18 protein-coding genes are annotated in these 18,923 nt (G+C 66.5%); 12 read left to right on the top strand and 6 right to left on the bottom strand.

The annotated features are described in order from the left end of the window. Positions 1-26 precede the first annotated feature (26 nt). Positions 27-1,313 carry a magnesium transporter gene (locus tag IT350_03270; protein ID MCC6157046.1) on the bottom strand — a complete coding sequence of 429 codons (1,287 nt, stop codon included), beginning with the start codon at positions 1,311-1,313 and terminating at the stop codon, positions 27-29. 466 nt (positions 1,314-1,779) lie between these two features. Here IT350_03270 and IT350_03265 point away from each other — a divergent pair, with 466 nt between their 5' ends. Then, positions 1,780-3,888, top strand: coding sequence for a PKD domain-containing protein (locus tag IT350_03265; GenBank protein MCC6157045.1), 2,109 nt, complete (start codon positions 1,780-1,782; stop codon positions 3,886-3,888). A 290-nt stretch (positions 3,889-4,178) separates the two neighbouring features. On the opposite strand, the gene hemC is transcribed toward IT350_03265, so the two are convergent. Further along, positions 4,179-5,114 carry a hydroxymethylbilane synthase gene (gene hemC / locus IT350_03260; protein ID MCC6157044.1) on the bottom strand — a complete coding sequence of 312 codons (936 nt, stop codon included), beginning with the start codon at positions 5,112-5,114 and terminating at the stop codon, positions 4,179-4,181. Positions 5,115-5,254: 140 nt separating this feature from the next. On the opposite strand from hemC, the gene IT350_03255 reads away from it, so the two are divergent. Further along, positions 5,255-6,472, top strand: a complete 1,218-nt coding sequence (locus IT350_03255) for an MFS transporter (GenBank protein ID MCC6157043.1) — start codon at positions 5,255-5,257, stop codon at positions 6,470-6,472. 304 nt (positions 6,473-6,776) lie between these two features. Here IT350_03255 and IT350_03250 read toward each other — a convergent pair whose 3' ends face one another. The 3 genes from IT350_03250 to IT350_03240 form a co-directional block, all read right to left on the bottom strand. Further along, positions 6,777-8,048: a glutamyl-tRNA reductase gene (locus IT350_03250; GenBank protein ID MCC6157042.1), complete on the bottom strand. Its 1,272-nt coding sequence runs from the start codon at positions 8,046-8,048 to the stop codon at positions 6,777-6,779. Then, positions 8,024-8,704, bottom strand: coding sequence for a bifunctional precorrin-2 dehydrogenase/sirohydrochlorin ferrochelatase (locus tag IT350_03245; GenBank protein MCC6157041.1), 681 nt, complete (start codon positions 8,702-8,704; stop codon positions 8,024-8,026). Before IT350_03245 ends, IT350_03250 begins: the two co-directional genes overlap by 25 nt. A 294-nt stretch (positions 8,705-8,998) precedes the next feature. After that, positions 8,999-9,844, bottom strand: a complete 846-nt coding sequence (locus IT350_03240) for a 4-(cytidine 5'-diphospho)-2-C-methyl-D-erythritol kinase (GenBank protein MCC6157040.1) — start codon at positions 9,842-9,844, stop codon at positions 8,999-9,001. Positions 9,845-9,992: 148 nt separating this feature from the next. Between IT350_03240 and IT350_03235 the strand changes: the two genes are divergently transcribed. Genes IT350_03235 through IT350_03220 form a run of 4 tightly spaced genes read left to right on the top strand, consistent with a single transcriptional unit; the run spans position 9,993 to position 12,814 of the window. Then, positions 9,993-10,448 (top strand): hypothetical protein, encoded by a 456-nt coding sequence (locus IT350_03235; GenBank protein ID MCC6157039.1) that lies wholly within the window; start codon positions 9,993-9,995, stop codon positions 10,446-10,448. Between the two features lie 49 nt (positions 10,449-10,497). Next, positions 10,498-11,124, top strand: coding sequence for a TlpA family protein disulfide reductase (locus IT350_03230; protein MCC6157038.1), 627 nt, complete (start codon positions 10,498-10,500; stop codon positions 11,122-11,124). Then, entirely contained in the window at positions 11,121-12,041 is a 921-nt protein-coding gene (locus tag IT350_03225; protein ID MCC6157037.1) for an ABC transporter ATP-binding protein, read from the top strand. The genes IT350_03230 and IT350_03225 overlap by 4 nt, the downstream gene beginning before the upstream one ends. Continuing rightward, entirely contained in the window at positions 12,038-12,814 is a 777-nt protein-coding gene (locus IT350_03220) for an ABC transporter permease (GenBank protein ID MCC6157036.1), read from the top strand. Before IT350_03225 ends, IT350_03220 begins: the two co-directional genes overlap by 4 nt. A gap of 24 nt (positions 12,815-12,838) precedes the next feature. Here IT350_03220 and IT350_03215 read toward each other — a convergent pair whose 3' ends face one another. Next, positions 12,839-13,891 (bottom strand): hypothetical protein, encoded by a 1,053-nt coding sequence (locus tag IT350_03215; GenBank protein MCC6157035.1) that lies wholly within the window; start codon positions 13,889-13,891, stop codon positions 12,839-12,841. Between the two features lie 262 nt (positions 13,892-14,153). On the opposite strand from IT350_03215, the gene ffh reads away from it, so the two are divergent. The 6 genes from ffh to IT350_03185 all read left to right on the top strand — a co-directional run. Beyond that, complete coding sequence (gene ffh, locus IT350_03210) at positions 14,154-15,548, top strand: signal recognition particle protein (protein MCC6157034.1); 1,395 nt, start codon at positions 14,154-14,156, stop codon at positions 15,546-15,548. A 77-nt stretch (positions 15,549-15,625) separates the two neighbouring features. Continuing rightward, entirely contained in the window at positions 15,626-15,865 is a 240-nt protein-coding gene (gene rpsP, locus IT350_03205; GenBank protein ID MCC6157033.1) for a 30S ribosomal protein S16, read from the top strand. A 13-nt stretch (positions 15,866-15,878) separates the two neighbouring features. Next, entirely contained in the window at positions 15,879-16,220 is a 342-nt protein-coding gene (locus IT350_03200; GenBank protein MCC6157032.1) for a KH domain-containing protein, read from the top strand. Then, on the top strand, positions 16,217-16,774 hold the full coding sequence (gene rimM / locus IT350_03195; GenBank protein MCC6157031.1) for a 16S rRNA processing protein RimM: 558 nt from the start codon (positions 16,217-16,219) through the stop codon (positions 16,772-16,774). Before IT350_03200 ends, rimM begins: the two co-directional genes overlap by 4 nt. Positions 16,775-17,034: 260 nt before the next feature. Then, a complete protein-coding gene (ftsY, locus tag IT350_03190) occupies positions 17,035-18,339 on the top strand; it encodes a signal recognition particle-docking protein FtsY (GenBank protein ID MCC6157030.1) in 1,305 nt (434 codons plus the stop codon). Between the two features lie 55 nt (positions 18,340-18,394). Next, positions 18,395-18,923, top strand: a 529-nt coding sequence (locus tag IT350_03185) for a hypothetical protein (protein ID MCC6157029.1), incomplete at its 3' end; no start/stop codon positions are given.

Raw genomic sequence — 18,923 nt, 5'->3', positions numbered from 1 at the left:
CCGTCGCGCCGATTCGATGACGGGCGCTACGCCGCCTCTCTCACGTAATAACGCACGAGTTCGTCGAAGCTGGACCGGAACGAAACGACCCCCACGAGCCGGTCGTTCTCGTCCACGACCGGCATGGCCTGGAAGTTGTACTTGTAGAACTTTTCGGCTACGTCCGACCAGTCCTCGTCCGGCGAGACGGTGACGAGACGCATCCCCGCCAGTTCTCGCAGGGGGGTGTCGGGCCGGGCGAGGATGAGCTGCTTGAGACTCACCGCGCCGACGAGCGTGCCGGTGTCGTCGAGCAGGTAGACGTAGTGCAGCATGGCGACCTCGTCGGCCCACTGGCGAACGGCGGCGATCGCGTCGGCGACCGTCGCGGTGGCCGCGATCTCCACGAAATCCGTGCTCATCAGCGCGCCGGCCGACTTGTCCTCGTAGGTGTGGAGCGTTTCGATTTCCTGGCGCTCCTCGGCATCCATCCGGTCGATGATGTCCTCGCGGCGTTCGTCGGTGACCTCGTCGAGGATATCCGCGGCGGCGGCGGCTTCCATCTCTTCCATGATGTCGGCCGCGACCTCGGGGTCGAGTTCCTTGACGATGGCCGCGCCCAGCTCGGGCTCGACCTCTTCCAGCGCGCTCGCGGCCACCTCGGGATCGACCGAGTGCAGAAGCGCGATGCGGCCTTCCTTGTCCAGATCCTCCAGAATGTCGGCGAGTTCGCCCGGGTGCAGATCGTGGAGCTGCTCGTGGCCGACCGCGAGGCGGATCGGTCCCGGCCCGCGCCGCCCCTGCAACGTCTGCACATATCGCCACGAGATCCAGTCGTCCTTCAGGTCGCGGCCGAAGGTCCGCACGATCCGGCGCACGCCGCCCTCGAAACCCAGACGGCGAAGCAGGCCCGGCAAGCCCACATCCACGTGCACGAGGTAGGTGTGCGCGTCCACGGTGAGCAGGTGCACGTCGTTGACGCGTTCCACCTTCGCGCCCTGCACATCGACGATCTGTTTGTCGAGCAGCACCGCCGCCACGAGGAACCGGTCGTCGTCGTGCACGAGCGCCGTCAAATCGTGCGCGTGGGCGACGATCGCGCCACGCCCTTCGAGTGCCGCGCGAGAAACCTTGGCCAGGGGAAGGAAATACTCCTTGCCTTTTCGCCGCACCACGAACCCTTCGAGCTCCGGATACGGCGTCAAGCGCCGCGCGACCAGATCCGTCGCGGTGCCGATGCGCCGCCCGCCTTCGGTCACGGGCCGCGCCACGAGCCGCGACGCGTAAAGAAAGGTGTACGCCGAACCGTCCATGTGGGTCTGCGTCTGCGTCATGATCGCTCCGTTCCGGCGCGCGGGCGCACGGGCGTTGCCGGGTTCATTCACTCGGAAATCATGGACCGGAAGAGGGTCGGGGTAGGATTAGAGGGCGAGCCGTCGGTTCGCCGCAATGGATCCGCGTGGGTTTCCGCCCAGACGCCCCTGCCGATCGCTCCGACTTGGGCCTTCGCCCATCGAAAACTCCGGTTGCGGTGAAACCTGATGGCGGCCGCGCCGCCGATGAATACCTGCGGCCGCGCCGCCGGTGAATTCTCTCGGCCCCATGGGTCCGAAAGCCGCCCGAACCTACGCCGCGCACGGGGGGTTGTCAATCGAAATCGGGGCCGTGAAAGGCGGGCTCCGGGCGAAACCCAATCCGATCCTGATCGAGATCGACGTCGATTTTCCTTGAACCCGATCCCACGCGCGTGATAAGTTATTTGTGCTGCCGATTTTGATGCCTTTTTCGGGAGGGAGTGGGATGTTTCACCGGGTCATGTTTGCGTTCGCCATCGTCTGCGTTTTGACCTTCACGGTCGCCGCGCCCGCGAGCGCCGCGTGGGTTTATGAAACCGTCGCCAGCGCGGGAGATCAGGGCCAGTCGGCCGCGCTCGCCGTGGACTCCAACGACCGCCCGCACCTCGCATGGTACGATGCCTCGTTCGCGCGGCTGATGTACGCCTATCGCGATTTCGGCGGCTGGCACGTGACCGAAATCGACACGGGCCAGGTCGGCAACTACTGCGACATCGCGATCAACCCGATCAAGAACCGACCCGCCATCGCGTATTACGACGACGCGATCGACGCGGCGATGTTCGCGTACCTCGACGACGACGACACGTGGAAATACGAGACGATCGAGGACTCGGACGAGGACGACCGCGGCCGATGGATCAGCATCGCGTTCACCACGAGTGGACAGGCGTGGGCCGCGTACCATTACGACGACGGATGGTCGAACGACAACGGCGTGCGCGTCGCGTGGCGCACCGGGGCGAACGCGTGGTCGAAGACCTCGCCCGACAGCGTGTACAACGCGTTCGGCGAGCGGCTGGGAAGCTGGACTGCCATCGCGCTCTCCACCGTGGATCTGCCCAACGTGGCGTACCGCGACGACGTGTGGTCGAACCAGAAATTCGCGTGGCTGGACGGCCTCGGCTGGCACGAGGAGGACGTGGTCGATCCCGCGGATATCGATGGCACCGGCGAGCACACCGGCATCGCCATGGACATCGGCGACAACGTGTACATCTCCATGCACTTCGACCCGCTGATCGGCGACCAGTGCGCGGTGATCCTGAAAAAACTCGCGGGAAGCTGGGAGTGGGACGAGATCGAGTGCGGCGGAGACGACACGGGCAAGTATTCGTCGATCGCGATGGGCGACGACGCCGCGCCGCACGTGACGTACTTTTCCGACGGCGACCTGAAATACGCGACCAAGGTGGCCGGCGAGTGGCAAATCGAGGTGCTCGAAGGCGACGAGATCACGGGCATGTTCACGAGCCTCGGCCTCGACAGCCGCAACGCGCCGCACATCGCCTACTACGACCCCTTCGTGAAGGACGTAAAGTACGTGTGGGACATGCCCGTCCCGCTCGTGTCGTCGATCGATCCCGATACGGGCGAGAACACCGAGAGCCTGACCGGCGTGACGATCACCGGCGCGACCTTCGCCGCCACGTCCACCGCGCGGCTCTATCGCCCTGACGCCTCGGTAGGCGTGAACTGCGCGAACGCGGTCGTCGCCGACCCCTTCGAGCTGACGTGCGACCTGAACCTCGTCGGCGCGTGGCCGGGCATCTACGACGTCGAGGTGACGAACCCGGCGGGCACCGGGTCGCTTCCCGGCGGATTCACGATCACCTCGCCCGCGCCGGAGCTGACGTCGGCGACGCCGCACCAGGCGTTCAACAACGATCCCGACTTCACGATGGATCTGGGCGGCAACTATTTCACGCTCGACATGACGGCGAAGCTCGTGTCGTCGCGCGCGCAGATCAACACCACGGCGCTCGCGGTGAACTCGCTCGCGGCGGCCGAGGCGACCTTCGACCTCACCGGCGCGGCGGTGGGCGATTACGACGTCGTCATCACCACGCCCTTCGGCAGCGCGACGATGGACGAAGCGCTCACGATCAAGTGCGCGCCGCCCGTCGCCGACTTCACCGGCGCCCCCCTGCGCGGGCCCGCGCCGCACACGGTGAACTTCTTCGACAACTCCGAAGACTACAACGGCTGCCGCATCACGCAGTGGGAGTGGGATTTCGGCGACGACGAGACGTCGAGCGACCAGAGTCCCTCGCACACCTTTACCGAGGTGGGCCGCTACAAGATCAAACTGCGCGTCACCGGCCCCGGCGGGTCGAACACCTACGCGCGCAACAACTACATCACGGTCGAGCCCGGCGCCGATGACGATGCCGACGACGACGCGGATGACGACGCGGATGATGATGACGACTGGGTTCCGCCGGACGACGACGAATCCGATGACGACGACATTTCGCTCGGCGACGACGACGCGGCCGACGGCGATGACCGACATACGGACGAGGGCAACGACTCGGGCGGCTGCGGGTGCTGAGAAGGCTTGAGGCTCGGGGCGTGAGGCGTGAGGCGTGAGGCGCGGGGCGTGAGGCGCGAGGCGTGAGGCTTCGAGGAAACCTGTCATCCTGAGCGAAGCGAAGGATCTGGACCCGAGCGACGCGCAGAAGCGTTCGCGCAGGCGTGGAGTCGAGAAATCCCTTCGATGTGGAACAGGCGCCCCCGCCTGTTCGTGCTCCGCACGGCCGAGGGCGGCCGTGCCACATGCCGAGCCGGCGCTCTCGCCGTCGCATAGCTATGGCGGAGCGGGGCGGCGGTCCCGGCGAGAAATCAGCTTCTTGCGGCGGCGGTAATCTCGGCGAGGATCACGTCGGCGCCCGCGGCGAGCAGCGTCTCGGCGAGCGCGATCCCCACGGCTTCGGGATCGGTCGCGTCGCCCTCGGCGGCGTCGCGCAGAATGCGTTTTCCGTCGAGGCTCCCCACCAAACCGTCGAGACGCACCCGCCCCGCGCTCACGGTCGCGTGCGCGCCGATGGGGATCTGGCAGCCGCCTTCGAGATGCCGCAGAAACGCGCGCTCGGCGCGAACCGCGATCGTCGTATCCGCGTCGGCGAACGCGGCGAGCAGCGCGGCGGTGTCGGCGTCGTCGGCGCGGATCTCGACGGCCAGCGCGCCCTGACCCACGGCGGGCAGGATCGTATCGAAATCGATGCGGTGCGTGATGCGCGTTTCCCAGCCGAGACGCACGAGCCCGGCGGCGGCGAGCACGAGGCCGTCGATCTCCTCCGACTCATCGAGTTTGCGCATGCGCGTGTTCAGATTGCCGCGCATGTCCACGATGCGCAGGTCGGGCCGCTTCGCCCATAGCTGGCTGCGTCGGCGCAGGCTGGACGTGGCGATGGTCGCGCCCTCGGGCAGATCGGCCAGGGCGACGCCGCGCCGGCTCACCCACGCGTCGCGCACGTCCTCGCGCACGCTGACCGCGCCGATGGCGAGACCGGCTTCGAGCTTCGTCGGCAGATCCTTGAGGCTGTGCACGGCGAGGTCGATGCGCCGATCGAGCAGCGCGTTTTCGATCTCCTTGGTGAACAGGCCCTTGTCGCCGATTTTGGCGAGGGGCACGTCGAGGATCTTGTCGCCCATCGTGTGGATGATCTCGATGGGGAACTCGAAACCCGGGTGCCGGGCCGTGAGCCAATCGCGCACGTGTTCCGACTGCCAAAGGGCGAGCTGACTTCCGCGACTTCCGATGACGACCTTGCGCATGACGCGGCAATCTACCGGGCGCGCGGGCGGTGTTCAAGGGGCGGGCGCGATCATGTTCTCGCCGCGAACGAACCGGTGTAAACGTCGCTCTGACGCCGATCGCGAATAGTGTTCGCCACAAAATGGGACGGAAATCCACGATGACCGACAACCGCCGCATCGCCGCGTTTCTCGGCTTACGCGGCGGCATGGTCGGGCTGCTCGGCGCGGTGATCCTCGTCGGCATGGGCGAGAAGATCGCCGAGCGTTTTTTGCCGGTGTACCTGCTGGCGATGGGCGGCGGCGCCATCTCGATCGGGCTGCTCAACGGCCTCGACAACCTGCTCTCGGCCCTCTACGCGGTCCCCGGCGGATGGCTGTCGGACCGCTACGGCGCGCGCCGCGCGCTGCTGATTTTCAACCTGCTCGCGATGTTCGGGTTCGTCATCGTCATCGCCGTGCCGAGCTGGGGTGCGGTGATCGTCGGCTCGTTTTTCTTTTTGTCGTGGACCGCCATTTCGCTGCCCGCGACAATGAGTCTGGTCAGTCGCGTGCTGCCCGCCGGCCAGCGCACCATGGGCGTCGCGATGCACTCGCTCGTGCGTCGTGTGCCCATGGCGCTCGGCCCCCTGCTCGGCGGCGCGTTGATCGACGCGTACGGCGAGACGACGGGTGTGCGGTACGCATTCGTGGCCGCGCTCGCCATGGCGCTGCTGGCGTGCGTGCTCCAGCAAAAATTGATTCCCGAGGATCGCGAGGCGGACCGCGCGACGCCCGAGAAAAATCCGCTGCGCCTGTTTGCGCACATGAATTCGGCGCTGCGTCGGCTGCTCGTCTCGGACATCCTCATTCGCTTTTGCGAGCAGATCCCTTACGCCTTCGCCGTGGTGTGGTGCATGAAGACCATCGAGCACCCGGTGACGGGTTTTCAATTCGGCATCCTCACGACGGTGGAGATGGCGACCGCGGTGCTGATCTACCTGCCCGTCGCGTACATGGCGGACCGCACGGAGAAGAAACCCTGGGTGCTCACAACCTTTGTCTTTTTCACGCTATTCCCCGTCGCGCTCATGTTCTCGCACTCATTCTGGCCGCTCGTCGGCGCGTTCGTGCTGCGCGGGCTCAAGGAGTTCGGCGAGCCCACGCGCAAGGCGCTGATCCTCGACCTCGCGCCCGAGGGACGAAAGGCCGCGGTCTTCGGCCTCTACTACCTGATGCGCGATTCGGTGGTGGCCGTGGCGGCGTTCGCGGGGGCGTTTTTGTGGAACGTGGACCCGCGCCTCAATCTATGGACGGCCTTCGCGTTCGGCGTGCTCGGGACGGCTTGGTTCACGTGGCGCGGCGAGGGATATCGGCCGGCCATTCACCATGCCGAATGAGCGGAGTAGCCCCTACATGTCACACGTTGAGCGATCATCTGTGTCACCCTGAGCAGCCCTCATGTCATCCTCAGCAGCCCTCATGTCATCCTCAGCAGCCCTCATGTCACCCTCAGCAGCCCTCATGTCACCCTGAGCGAAGCGAAGGGTCTGGTGTGAATCGAGGCAAGATCCTTCGCTTCGCTCAGGATGACAAAAAAAGCGCTCAGGATGGCAGTGTAAGCTACGCGCAGGATGAAATCAGGCTCCCGCGCCTATCAGGCTCCCGCGCCTATCAGGCTCCCGCGCCCAACGAACCTCGCGCTTACCCACCCGCCCCCATCATGGCCCGCAGCACCGTCTCGACCTGTTGGCCGTCCTGCGTCATCGCCGCTTGTTTGAGGGTGACGATGGGCTGGTGCAGCATTTTATTCATGATCGTGCGGGTTACGGCTTCGACGCGCGCGTAGTCTTCTTCGGACAGGTGCGTGCGCAGCTTCTCGATCTCCTTCGCGCGGATCGACTCGGCCATGTTGCGCAGCTCGGTGATCGCCGGCGTCATCTGATTCGTCAGGTGCCAGCCGACGAACTCCTCCGCCGCGTTCTCGACGATCTTGAACGCCGCGTGCCGCTCCTCGCTGCGCCGCTCGACGTTGCGTTCGACGTGCGCCTGCAGGTCGTCCATGTCGTGCAGCGTCACGCCGCGCACGTTGCGCACGCCGGGCTCGATGTCGCGCGGCACGGCGATGTCGAACAGGTGGACCGGCTCTATGCGCCCGGCCATCGCCGTGCGAAGCTGCGCCTCGGTCACGACCATGTGGGGCGCGCTCGTCGCCGAGACGACCACGTCCGCGGTCGCCAGATACCGGGGCAACTCGCCCAGGGGACCGAACGCCGCCGCGTGCTCCACGGCCAGCGCCTCGGCCTTCGCCACGGTGCGGTTGAGAATTGTGATGCGCGAGAGCCCGCGCTCGCGCAGGTGACGCAGGGCCAGCGCGCCGGTTTCGCCCGCGCCGACGATGAGCGCGCGGCGCTCCGCGAGGTCGTGGTAGTGCTCGCGCGCGAGGTCGCACGCGACCTGGCTGACGGAGGTGGAGCCGACGCCGATCTTCGTCTCGCTGCGCACCTGCTTGGCGGTGCGGAAGGCGAGGTGGAAGAGTTTGTTGGTGAAGGGACCGTTGGTGTGGCAAGCGACCGCGGCCTCGTACGCCGACTTGACCTGCCCGGTGATCTGGTGCTCGCCGATGACCATGGATTCGAGGCCCGACGCGACGCGGAACAGATGCTTTACAGCCGCCTGGCCCGAGAGGTTGTACAGGTGCGGGCTGACGTCGTCGGTGGCGAGGTCGCGCCGCTCGGCGATGAAGCGCGCGAGGGCCGGGAAGTTGAAGATGTCGCAGTTATAGACGCAGTAGAATTCGGTGCGGTTGCAGGTGGACAGCACGACGCATTCATCGATGATGCGTTTGCCGTCGGCGCCCGTGAACGCGTGCAGCGCGAGCAGCGTTTCGCTCATCCGGTCGTCGGCGAACGCGAGCCGCTCGCGCACGTCGAGCGGCGCCGTCTTGTGGTTTACGCCAATGAGCGCGAGACGCATTCGTCCACCACCTTCCTCGCTTCCGCGTGCCGTCCGTCGCGAAGGAGCGGCAGCACGTCGAGGTCCATCACGTCGTTCAGAATGTCGCGTCGGCGCTCGTAGCCGATGCCGTCCATGTTTTTCAGGCGGCAGCGCGTCTGCGCGAGGAGTTCCATGTAGGCTTCGTATTCAGGCCCGAACTGCAGGTCGAGGCGGCGGCGCAGCGCGGCCGCCACGCCCGGCGCGCGGCCCGAAGTCGACACGGCGATGACGAGGTCGCCCCGGCGCACGACCGAGGGCGATAAGAACTCGCACAGCGCGGGCACGTCGACGACGTTGAGCAGCACGCCGCTTCGCTCAGCTTCGCCGACGATGGCGCGGTTCGTGGCGTCGTCGCTCAGCGCGGAGACGGCGAGGCGAGCCCCGGCCAGATCGCCCTCGCGATAATCGCGGGCGACGTGGGTGATCTCGCCGCGAATCGCGAGCGCCGCGAGCTCGTCGCACAGATTCGGTGCGATGACCGTCACGTCCGCGCGGCAGGCGCGGAGCGCGCGGACTTTTTCCGCCGCGACGGTCGAGCCGCCGAACACGACGGCGCGACGGCGCTCGATGCGCAGCATCAGCGGAAACAGCGGCGCTTCCGATTCGGGAACCATCTGGCGGGCGGCGGCCTCCATGGGCTCTTTCCTCGGGCTCGTTCGATTCGCCCCGGCAGCGATCCGGCGGGGCGCCATCCCCCGAGCGTTTACGCACCGAGGGCATTCTCGGGCGGGATTCTACGCGGACGGGTTCGGCTGTCGCGTTTCGATGACAAAAGGGTGACACAAAATAGGGAGAAATCTAACAAATAACTGCGATTTCGAGCACTTAGGAGGGCTATTTTAGACGTCGGTTAGAACTTGGGTGGGGAGGGCGCGATGAATCGCGCCCCTACGGCGCCCGAACCCCGAGGTCGGATTGCGGCGCGGCGGTCAGATCGTTCGGGTGGCGATCGCGAGCCAGCCCCCGTCCGGCATGTCGGAAACGGCGGCCCGGGCTGCGTCGTGCGTGGCGAAGACGCCGAAAACCGACGGACCGGAACCGCTGACCATCGCGGCGAGAGCGTCGCGGTCGCGCAGATGCGCGAGCAGGTCGTCGATCGCGGGGCACAGGGCGCGCGCGGGGGCTTCGAGGTCGTTGTGCATTTCGGCGGCGACTTCTTCGGCATCGTTCAGTCGTCGCGGGAGCGTCGAAGGCTTTTTCGGCAGGTCCAGCGTCGCCGACGCGCGCCGATAAACGTCGGCGGTCGAGAGCCCTACGCCGGGATTGAGGAGCGCGATGGGAATGTCGGCGGCGACCTCGAAGGGTTCGATGTCCTCGCCGATCCCGCGCACCACCGCGGGTTTGCCGAAGAGGAAAAACGGCACGTCGGCCCCCAGCCGCAGACCGATCGCGGAGAGGTCGCGGTCGCTCACGCCGAGCCCAAGCAATTCGTTGAGGGAGGCCAGCACGCACGCCGCGTTGCCCGAACCGCCGCCGAGCCCCGCCGCGACGGGGATGCGTTTGTCGATGTGGATCCGCACGCCGCCCGGGTAACCGGCGTGCTCGAAGAGCGCCGCCGCCGCGCGCCAGGCGAGATTGGTTTCGTCGCACGGCAGATCGGAGCGGGAACAGGTCAGGGCGATGCCCGACTCGGCGGGCTCGAACCGGATGCGGTCGGCCAGGGCAATCCGCGCGTTGATCATCTGGAGCAGGTGATAGCCGTCGTCACGTCGGGCCAGCACCTCGAGACGCAGGTTCACCTTGGCGTGCGATTCGCAAACGACGGGCTCGAACACGGCAGCACCTCCGCCCCGAACGCTATCGCGAACGCCCATGCCGGGCAAGGCGGGAGGCCGCGATGGGCTGCCCAAAGCCCCAACGCCATGGTATGGTCCGCGCATGGCCGTGCCGGGTTTTTGGGCCGATTGGGGAAAGGAACGTCGGATGCGTCGATCGTTTGTCTCTCGGTGGAATCTCGCGCTCGCGACGCTCGCGCTCATCGCCGCCGCGGGCATGGTCGTGTCCGCCTGCAACGGTGGCGACGATGACGACGACGACGACAACGCGGGCGACGACGACGCGGATGACGACGACTCGGGCGGAAATCCGTGGGTGTGGACCGATCCCGACGCCGAGTGCGCCGATCTGGCCGAGCAGGATTCGTTCGAGCCCTGCCGAAACTGCGTGATCCAGTGCAACCTCGCGGGGGAAAGCCTGATCGACCTGTCCGAGGGTCCCTGCGTCGCGGAGCAGATCGTGACCGGCTGGGCGTGCGACATCGTGCACTCGCCGCCCGACCCGGTGGACGACATCGCCGACAACCAGTGCGCCCAGTACCCCGAACTCGTCCCCAACATCATCAACGTCACGCCCGAGTGCCGGTTCGTCCAGGCCCTCTGAGCGCGCCGAACCGACTTGTGAACTCGCGCCGCGCCGCCATAATGGACGCATGAGCGAATCCGACCTTCATTCCGATGCGCTGCGCCGCCGCCTGCCCCTCGCGATCGCGCTGGCGGTGAGCCTGGCCCTCGTTTGGATCGCGAAGGGCACGCCGCTCTACGACAACCTCGGTCTGATCCAGGACGGCGAGGTCGCGCCCGACTTTTCGCTGAAGCGCACGGACGACGACTCGACCCGCCTGTCGCAGCTTCGCGGCTACGTCGTCTGGGTCGTCTTCGGCAGCACGAAAAAAGAGGACTGCGTGCTCCAGCTCGAGGAAGCGCGAACGCTCGCGAAGGAGTTCCGCGATCGGGGCCTCGCGATCCTGTTTCTCGCGCAGAGCCAGTCGAAGAGCGAAATCGAGCAGTTCATCGCCGAGCGCGGCAGCGCGGCGCAGATCCTGTTCGACAACGGCGGGCGGGTCGCCGACGTGTACCACGCGACGGACATGCCCACGTCATACCTCATCAGCAAGACCGGGCACGTGATGGCCTCGAAACGCGGCCCGTGGCGTGCGAACGACGCGCGGCTTCGAAACCTCATCGACGAGGGGCTGCGCAGCGGATCGCGCAATGCGCCCGCGCCCTTCGACGCGAACCCGAGCGCGGGAGACGTGCCGGAAGGGGCCGCGCCATGAGCGAAATGCTGCTCGAGTGCCGCGGCCTCATCAAGGAGTTTCGCGCGGGCCGCTGGCGAAAACGCATCGTGCAGGCCCTGCGCGGCGTGAATCTTTCCGTGCGCCGGGGCGACGTGTACGGCTTCCTCGGCAAGAACGGCGCGGGCAAGACGACGACGGTGCGCTGCATGCTCGGCATGTCGCCCATCACCGACGGTCAGGTGGTGGTGTTCGGCCACGACAATCCGCCGCCGGAATACACCTTCCGCCGAATCTCTTATTGCCCCGAGGACTCGAATTTTTTCACGGGACTGACCGGCCGCGAGCTGCTGACGATCTACGGACGCCTCAACGGCATGCCCAAGGCCGCGCTTCGCGACGAGGTGCAGCGTGTGCTGGAACTCGTCGGCGTGGCCGAGGCCGCGGACCGGCGCATGACCGGATACTCCAAGGGGATGCGCCAGCGCATCGGCCTCGCGCAGGCGATCCTGCCGAGTCCCGAACTCATCATCCTCGACGAGCCCGCGCGCGGCCTGGACCCCGTCGGGCGGCGGCGTTTCCGCGACGTCATCAACGACCTCGCGGCGAAGGGCACGACGTTTTTCATCAACTCGCATACGCTCTCCGAGGTCGAACGCACCTGCAACCGGGTGGGGATCATCAAAGACGGCCTCGTGGTGCGCGAGCTGACCCCGGACGACCTCGTGCTCGCCGATCAGGGCCTCGAGGTGCGTTACGCGCTGGAGGGCGAGCCGCTCGCCGAGAGCCGCCCGGCGGACCGGATGTGGTCGCTCACCGTGACCGACACGCACGGCCTTGCCGAGGCGAGCGCCGAAATCGCACGGCGCGGCGGGCAGGTGGAGAGCGTGGATCGCCGTCGCCAGAGCCTCGAGGACTACTTCATCCAGGTCGTCGGCGAAAACGAGGTGGTCGAATGAAGATCCTCGTCCTCGCCGGCTATACCTGGAAACGCATGGCGCGCGCACATTACCTGAAAGGCTTGTACGCGTTCGCCTTCGTCGTGCTCATGCTCGTCATGGGGATGCGATCGGACGTGACGTCGCAGTCGAGCCTCACGGGGCTTATGGAGTTCGGCATGCGCGCCGCGCGCGGCGGAGCGCTCCTCGCCGCGATCTGGATCGGCGCGTCGATCTTCTCGGGCGAGCTCGCGTCCTACACCGCGCGCACCCTGCTCACCAAACCGGTGCGCCGCTTCGACGCGGTGTTCGGCGTGCTGCTGGGCGGCATGGCGTACGTGACGCTTCTGCTCGTTGTCGCCACCGCCGTCGCCTTTATCGCGTCGATTCTGCGGGGGTGGCAGCCCTCGCTCGACATTCTCGTCATGCAGCTCTCGGTGCTGCCCGCGATCTTCGCGGTGCTCGCGCTCGCGCAACTCGTGTCGTTCGTCTCGCCCAAGCCCATCACGATCTTCCTGATGTTGGGCCTTTCGTGGGAACACTGGTGGCGCTACGTGGGCAACAGCCTCGATGCGGGGGGCGCGGATTCATGGATCCGCACCGGACTCGGCGCGATGGCGAAGACCGCGTATTACGTCACGCCGACCTACAGCCGCTTCGTGCCCGACTACGAATACTTCCGGCAGGTCGGGTTTCCCGCCGGCGCGTGGGCGTTTCACTCGGTTGCGTGCGTCGCCTACGTGTTCACGTGCTGCGTGCTGACGGCGTACGTGCTCTCGCGCGAGGAGATCTGAGCCAGGGCGCGATGAATCGCGCCCCTACGGTTCGCCCAGTGTGCCCGTCTCGTCGGCGCCGCTCCACGGCGGCACGAAGATGCACACGTCGCACCAGTTCGCCGGCGAGATCAGTTCCAGCATGCCGCCGTGCGTCGAGGTGAGCTTCACGAGGCGGTCGCCGGTGCGCCGGTTCGCCAGTTCCACCGTCACGTTGGCGACGCCGGAATTGACGCACAGCCGGTGCGAGAAATCTGGGTTGGGGTACATGAGTCCCGCGAAATCCTGCCGGTGCGCGACACCGATGGCCCGCAGCTCGAATTCGTCGTTGTGGAGCGTGGCGGCGTAACTCTGGCGGTTCATTGCGATGTCGCGCGCGAATAGGGCGCGCCGCCCGTTGAAGCGGTACCACCGGTTTTCCCAGCGAAGCGCCGCCGCCGAGATGAACGGCGTCCGCCAACCCGCGATGCGGATCTTGGCCGAGAATCCCTCGAAGACGATCCCCGGCCCCTGATCGAAGGCGTTGCAGTGCATCCACGCGTAGGTTTCGGCGTGTGCGTTGCCCCAATTGTGGCCCTGCATGGCGGGCAGATCGGCGAAGGTCTTGCGCGTGCCGCCCACGTCGAACCAGCCCGCCGCGCGCGTATCGACGTACGGACTCGCGACCTTGAACCTGGGGAACGGTAGTTTGTACATCAGTTCGTGGGGGTAGAGCGCCAGCGCGTCGCCGGACGCGTCGAAGGTCAGATCCCACGCGATCTCCTGCCCCATCGCGTCGCGCAGCCGCCCGCGCGTGAAGCCCGGGCCGAACTCGCAAGGCCCGACGACGAGGCCCGCCCGGGCGGCGTCGTACCGACACTTGCCCAGCGGGATCGTGTTGCGGATGCCCACGCTGCGCTTGGGATTCTTCGCCGAAATGCGCGTCGCCCAAACGCTCACCAGCGGCTCGGCGCCCGGCGCGGACGGGGTGAGGATCGTGAACTTGACCCACAGACTCCACGCCTGGCCGGGGTCGTTGACCTTGAAAAAGAAGCTCTCGACGTGGCCGGGCCGCCCGGGGCGGACCATCACGAGGTTTTTCCGATCGGCGTCGTGCATCGGCGCGCTCTCCGATTTCGTTTTGACATCCTCAGGGGGAAACGACCGAACGCATCATAACCGCGCCTCGCGCGGGCGGCAAACCGGCGCGACGTACCTTGCGGCGGAAAACTCCCGTCCCGATTCCGATCGATCCGCCCCCCCGCCCGCCGAACGCGTGTCGCCGAAACTTGACTTTCGCGGGACCGGACGATTATATTCCGCCGCTTGTCGCCGGGCCCCGGTGGGTCGGTGACGTGTTTTTGCAACGCGGAAATCAGGCATGTTCGAGAGTTTGTCGGATCGGCTTTCCGGCGTCTTCAAGCAATTGAAGGGGCACGGAAAGCTCTCGGAATCGAATATTCAGGACGCCCTCAAGGAGGTTCGCATGAGCCTTCTCGAGGCGGACGTGAATTTCCGCGTCGTGCGCGACTTCCTCGCCCGCGTGCAGGAACGGGCCATGGGCGTCGAGGTCATGAAGAGCCTCTCGCCCGGACAGCAGTTCGTCAAGATCGTCCACGACGAACTCGCCGAGCTGATGGGCGGCAAGGGCCAGGACCTCGTACTCTCCGGCCCCAAACCGATCTCCATCATGTTCGTGGGGCTTCAGGGCTCGGGCAAGACGACCAGTGTCGGCAAGACCGCGCTGTTCCTGCGTCGCAAGGGCCGCCGCCCCTATCTGGTGCCCGCCGACGTCTATCGCCCGGCGGCCATCGACCAGCTCAAGACGCTCGGCGCGCAGATCGACATGCCGGTTTACGATTCGCGCCCGGGCATGAACCCGCGCGACATCTGCCGCCTCGCCCGCGAGGAGGCCGAGCGCTACGGCCACGACGTGATGCTGATCGACACCGCCGGTCGTCTGTCGATCGACGACGCGATGATGAAGGAGCTCGAGGACATCAAGGCTTCGATGAAGCCGTCCGAGATCCTCTTCGTCGCCGACGCCATGACCGGCCAGGAAGCCGTCAACGTCGCCAAGACCTTCAACGACCGCGTCGAGATCACCGGCGTCGTGCTGACGAAAATGGACTCGGACGCCCGCGGCGGCGCGGCCCTGTCGATCAAGGCGGTGCTCGGCAAGCCGGTCAAGCTCGTCGGCGTCGGCGAAAAGATGGAGGCCCTCGAAGCCTTCCATCCCGACCGCATGGCCGGGCGCATCCTCGACATGGGCGACATCATGACGCTCATCGAGCGCGCCGAGTCCATGATGGACGAAAAGGCCGCCGAGGAGATGGAGCGAAAGCTCCGCAAGAACGAGTTCACGCTCGAAGACTTCCGCGACCAGCTCCGACAGGTGCGCAAGATGGGCAGCCTCGACCAGCTCATGTCGATGCTGCCGGGCATGAACAAGATGAAAGCGGTCATGGGCATGCAGCCCGACGAGCGCGAACTGACAAAAATCGAGGCGATGATCAACTCGATGACGCACGAGGAACGCCGCGATTACACGGTGCTCAACGGCTCGCGACGCAACCGCGTGGCCCGGGGCAGCGGTGCGACGATCCAGGACGTGAACAACCTGGTGAAAAAATACCAGCAGGCCCGGACCATGATTACTCAGATGACGAAGATGGGCGCGGCCGGACGCATGCCGGGCGGGATGAAGATCCCCGGCGCGGGCGGCGGCGCGGCCAAGGCCGCGATGAAAGCGGTACGAAAGAAGAAACGGCACTGATGCCGACATGAAACCGGCCGCACGGCGGCCGAACAGCTCCGGCCGGGTATCGGCCGGGACGCGAAAGGACGGAATCGATGGCTCTACGTATCCGACTGCGCCGCATGGGCGCGAAAAAGGCTCCCTTCTACCGCATCGTGGTGGCCGACTCGCGAAGCCCGCGCGAAGGGCGTTTCGTGGATCAGATTGGGCATTACGACCCGATGAAGGCGACCGACGGCGTGGTGTTTCAGGAAGACGCGCTCAAGGACTGGATCGCCAAAGGCGCGCAGCCCTCGGTGACCGTGAAGAGCCTGATGAAGGCCAAGGGCCTCTGATCCGGAGGCAACCATGATCGACACCGAAGACACGATCGATAACGAAGACACGTCCGACACCGCCGATCCGTCCGACACCGGCGACACAACCGCGTCCGACCTGGACACGGAACGGGCCGACCGCGTCGCCGATCTGGTGGAGCACGTCGCGCGGGCGCTCGTCGACGAACCCGACCGCGTCGAGATCAGCATCGACGACGGGGTCGACGAGACGCACCTCGAACTGCACGTGGCCCCCGACGACCTGGGCAAGGTGATCGGCCGGGGCGGACGCACCGCCCGGGCGATCCGGGCGCTGCTGACGGCCGCAGGCGTCCGCGACCGACACCGGTACGCACTGGAGATCGTGGATTGACGGACCGGCCGCCGGGCGAGACGACCGCAAAGTCGCCCGCGACGTCCGAGAAGTCCCTTGTGCTCCTCGCCACCGTGTCCAAGACGCACGGCCTGCGCGGGGAGTTCCGCGCGTATCCTCCCGCGGGAGTTTCCGAGAACCTCGACCGCGTAAAGCGCGTGACGCTGCGCAAGGGCGCGGCCGAGCGCGCGTTCGACGTGGAGCGCACGCGCCCCCAGCGCGGGTTTTCCATCATGAAACTGGCGGGCCTGGATCGGATCGAGGACGTGGAGCCGTGGATCGGTGCGCAGGTGCTCGCGGGCGCGGACGAGATCGCTCCTTTGCCCGAGGGCGAATTCTACTGGTACGAGCTCGAGGGCATGACGGTCGTCGATCACCGGGGCGGCGAGCTCGGCACGGTGACGCGCCTGTTCGCCACGGGCAGCAACGACGTGCTGGTCGTGGGCAGCGGGGCGCGCGAGCGATACATCCCCTACACCGATGACGCGGTCGCACGCGTGGAACGCGACGCGCGCCGCATCCATCTCACGGCGCAGGCGCTGGCCGAGGTCTGACCCTCGGACACGAGACGCGCGGTTCGGGCTCGGTTGAGTTCACCGGTCAATTATTGTAGATCGTTCGCGCGCGCCGACGTGGCGCGTTCCATTCATTTACGGAACAACCGATGAATTGGCTCGACATCCCCCTGATCGGGGAGTTTTTGGCCCGTTTTTGGGCGCCGGTGCTGAACGACTTCAACGCCGTGCTCGAACAGACGGGTCTCATGAACCCGACCGTGACCGCGCCGAACCTGATGCTGACGGCGCTGTTCCTCATGTGGCTGCTGATCCGCCTCACGCGGCTGCGCAAGCGACTCGCCGCCGGGCGAACGGAAGAGATCGACGTCGAGCCGGCCGACGAACTCGACGACGACGCCACGGACTCGGACGAGGACATCGAGGCGGAACTGCTCGCCGAAGCTGAGGATCTCGACGAAGCCGTCTCCCCTCGCCCGTCGGACGGGAGAGGGGTCGGGGGTGAGGGCTTCGCGGTCGAGGGTGAGGGTGCCGGAGCCGAAGCGATCGCGCCCATCCCCGCCGTCGAAGAAGAGCCCGATGACGAGGCGATCGAGGCCGAACTCGCGGAACTCGCCGAGGCGGCCCAAGCCGACGAAGCCGAGGAAGAAGCCGCCGAGGGAGTTGTCGAAGAAGCGCCGAAGCTCTCGCTCTTCCAGCGGCTGAAGCAGGGGCTCGCCAAAACGGCGGGCGGGCTCGTCGGCAAGATCGACGCGATCCTGACCGGCCGATCGAAGATCGACGAAGATCTGTACGCGGACCTCGAAGAGGCGCTCATCACGGCGGATCTCGGCGTGCAGACGGCGTTCAGCCTGCTCGAAAACGCCCGCAAGCTGGTGAAGGAACGCAAGATTGAGGACATGGACGGCCTGCGCACCGTGCTCAAGGAACTGATCCTCGACATCATGAAGACCGAGGCGATTCCGCTGGAAACCTCTGGCGCGAAGCCCTTTGTCATCATGGTCGTGGGCGTCAACGGCGTGGGAAAGACGACGACGATCGGCAAGATGGCCGCGCAGTTCACGCGCGAGGGCAAGAAGGTCATCATGGCCGCGGGCGACACCTTCCGCGCGGCGGCGATCGAGCAGCTCGAGATCTGGAGCCAGCGCGTCGGCTGCGAGATCATCAAACAGGCGTCGGGCGCGGACCCGTCGGCGGTGGCCTTCGACGCGGTGCAGGCGGCAGTGGCGCGCGGGGCCGACGTGGTGCTCGTCGATACCGCCGGCCGGCTGCACACAAAATCGAACCTGATGGAAGAATTGAAGAAGACCAAGCGCGTCATGGGCAAGATCGTCCCCGACGCGCCGCACGAAACCGTGCTCGTCCTCGACTCCACCACCGGGCAGAACGCGATTCAGCAAGCCAAGACCTTCAACGAGGCGATCGATCTGACGGGCCTGATCCTCACGAAGCTCGACGGCACGTCGAAGGGCGGCTGCATCGTCGGCATCTGCGACGAGCTCAACGTGCCGATCCGCTTCATCGGCATCGGCGAAAAGATCGACGACCTGCGCCCCTTCGACGCGGTCGAATTCGTGGACGCGCTCTTCGAAAAAGGCGTGTGATCGACCCCGCGCCGTTCGGCGTTGCATCGCCGGGGGAATGTGCGAAAACCGGGGAATGCCCCCCGTTCCCGATACGGCCCCGGCGCGCGCGCGCGCGGTCGTTCTCGCCGCGATCATTGTCGTCGCGGCGATTTGCGGCGCGGCGGTCGCGATGGACACGTGGAATCGCCATGCGCCGCCCATCTTCGCGTCGCGCCCCCATCCGCCGCTGCCGCAGGCGCTCGTGCGTTTTCACGAACTGCGTTTCGACGATCTGTGGGGATCGCTGCCCATCGACTCGCCGGCGTTTGCCGCGACGGACGCCGCCATGCGCACGTGGGGGACGTCGTACGCGTCGCTGATGCGCGGGCAGATCCTGTGGTTCGCGCTGCTGGCCGCGAGCGCGGCGTGGATCGGGGCGATGCTGGCGGGACCGGGCGGCGCGGCATGGAGCGCGATCGTCGCGGCGACGCTTCCGCTCGCGTATGTCGGCGCACTTGCCTTCGACGACCATCTTTTCAACATGGCGATCACGACGTTTGCCGTCGCACTGCTCGTCGCCTCACACGGAATGCGTCGATGGCCGCTTGCGATGGCGGCGGGCG

It is taken from the genome of Deltaproteobacteria bacterium, from assembly GCA_020845895.1.
Lineage (GTDB): Bacteria > Lernaellota > Lernaellaia > JACKCT01 > JACKCT01 > JADLEX01.
Note: the sequence above shows the minus strand (reverse complement) of the source record. Positions and strands in the feature narration are given on the sequence as shown.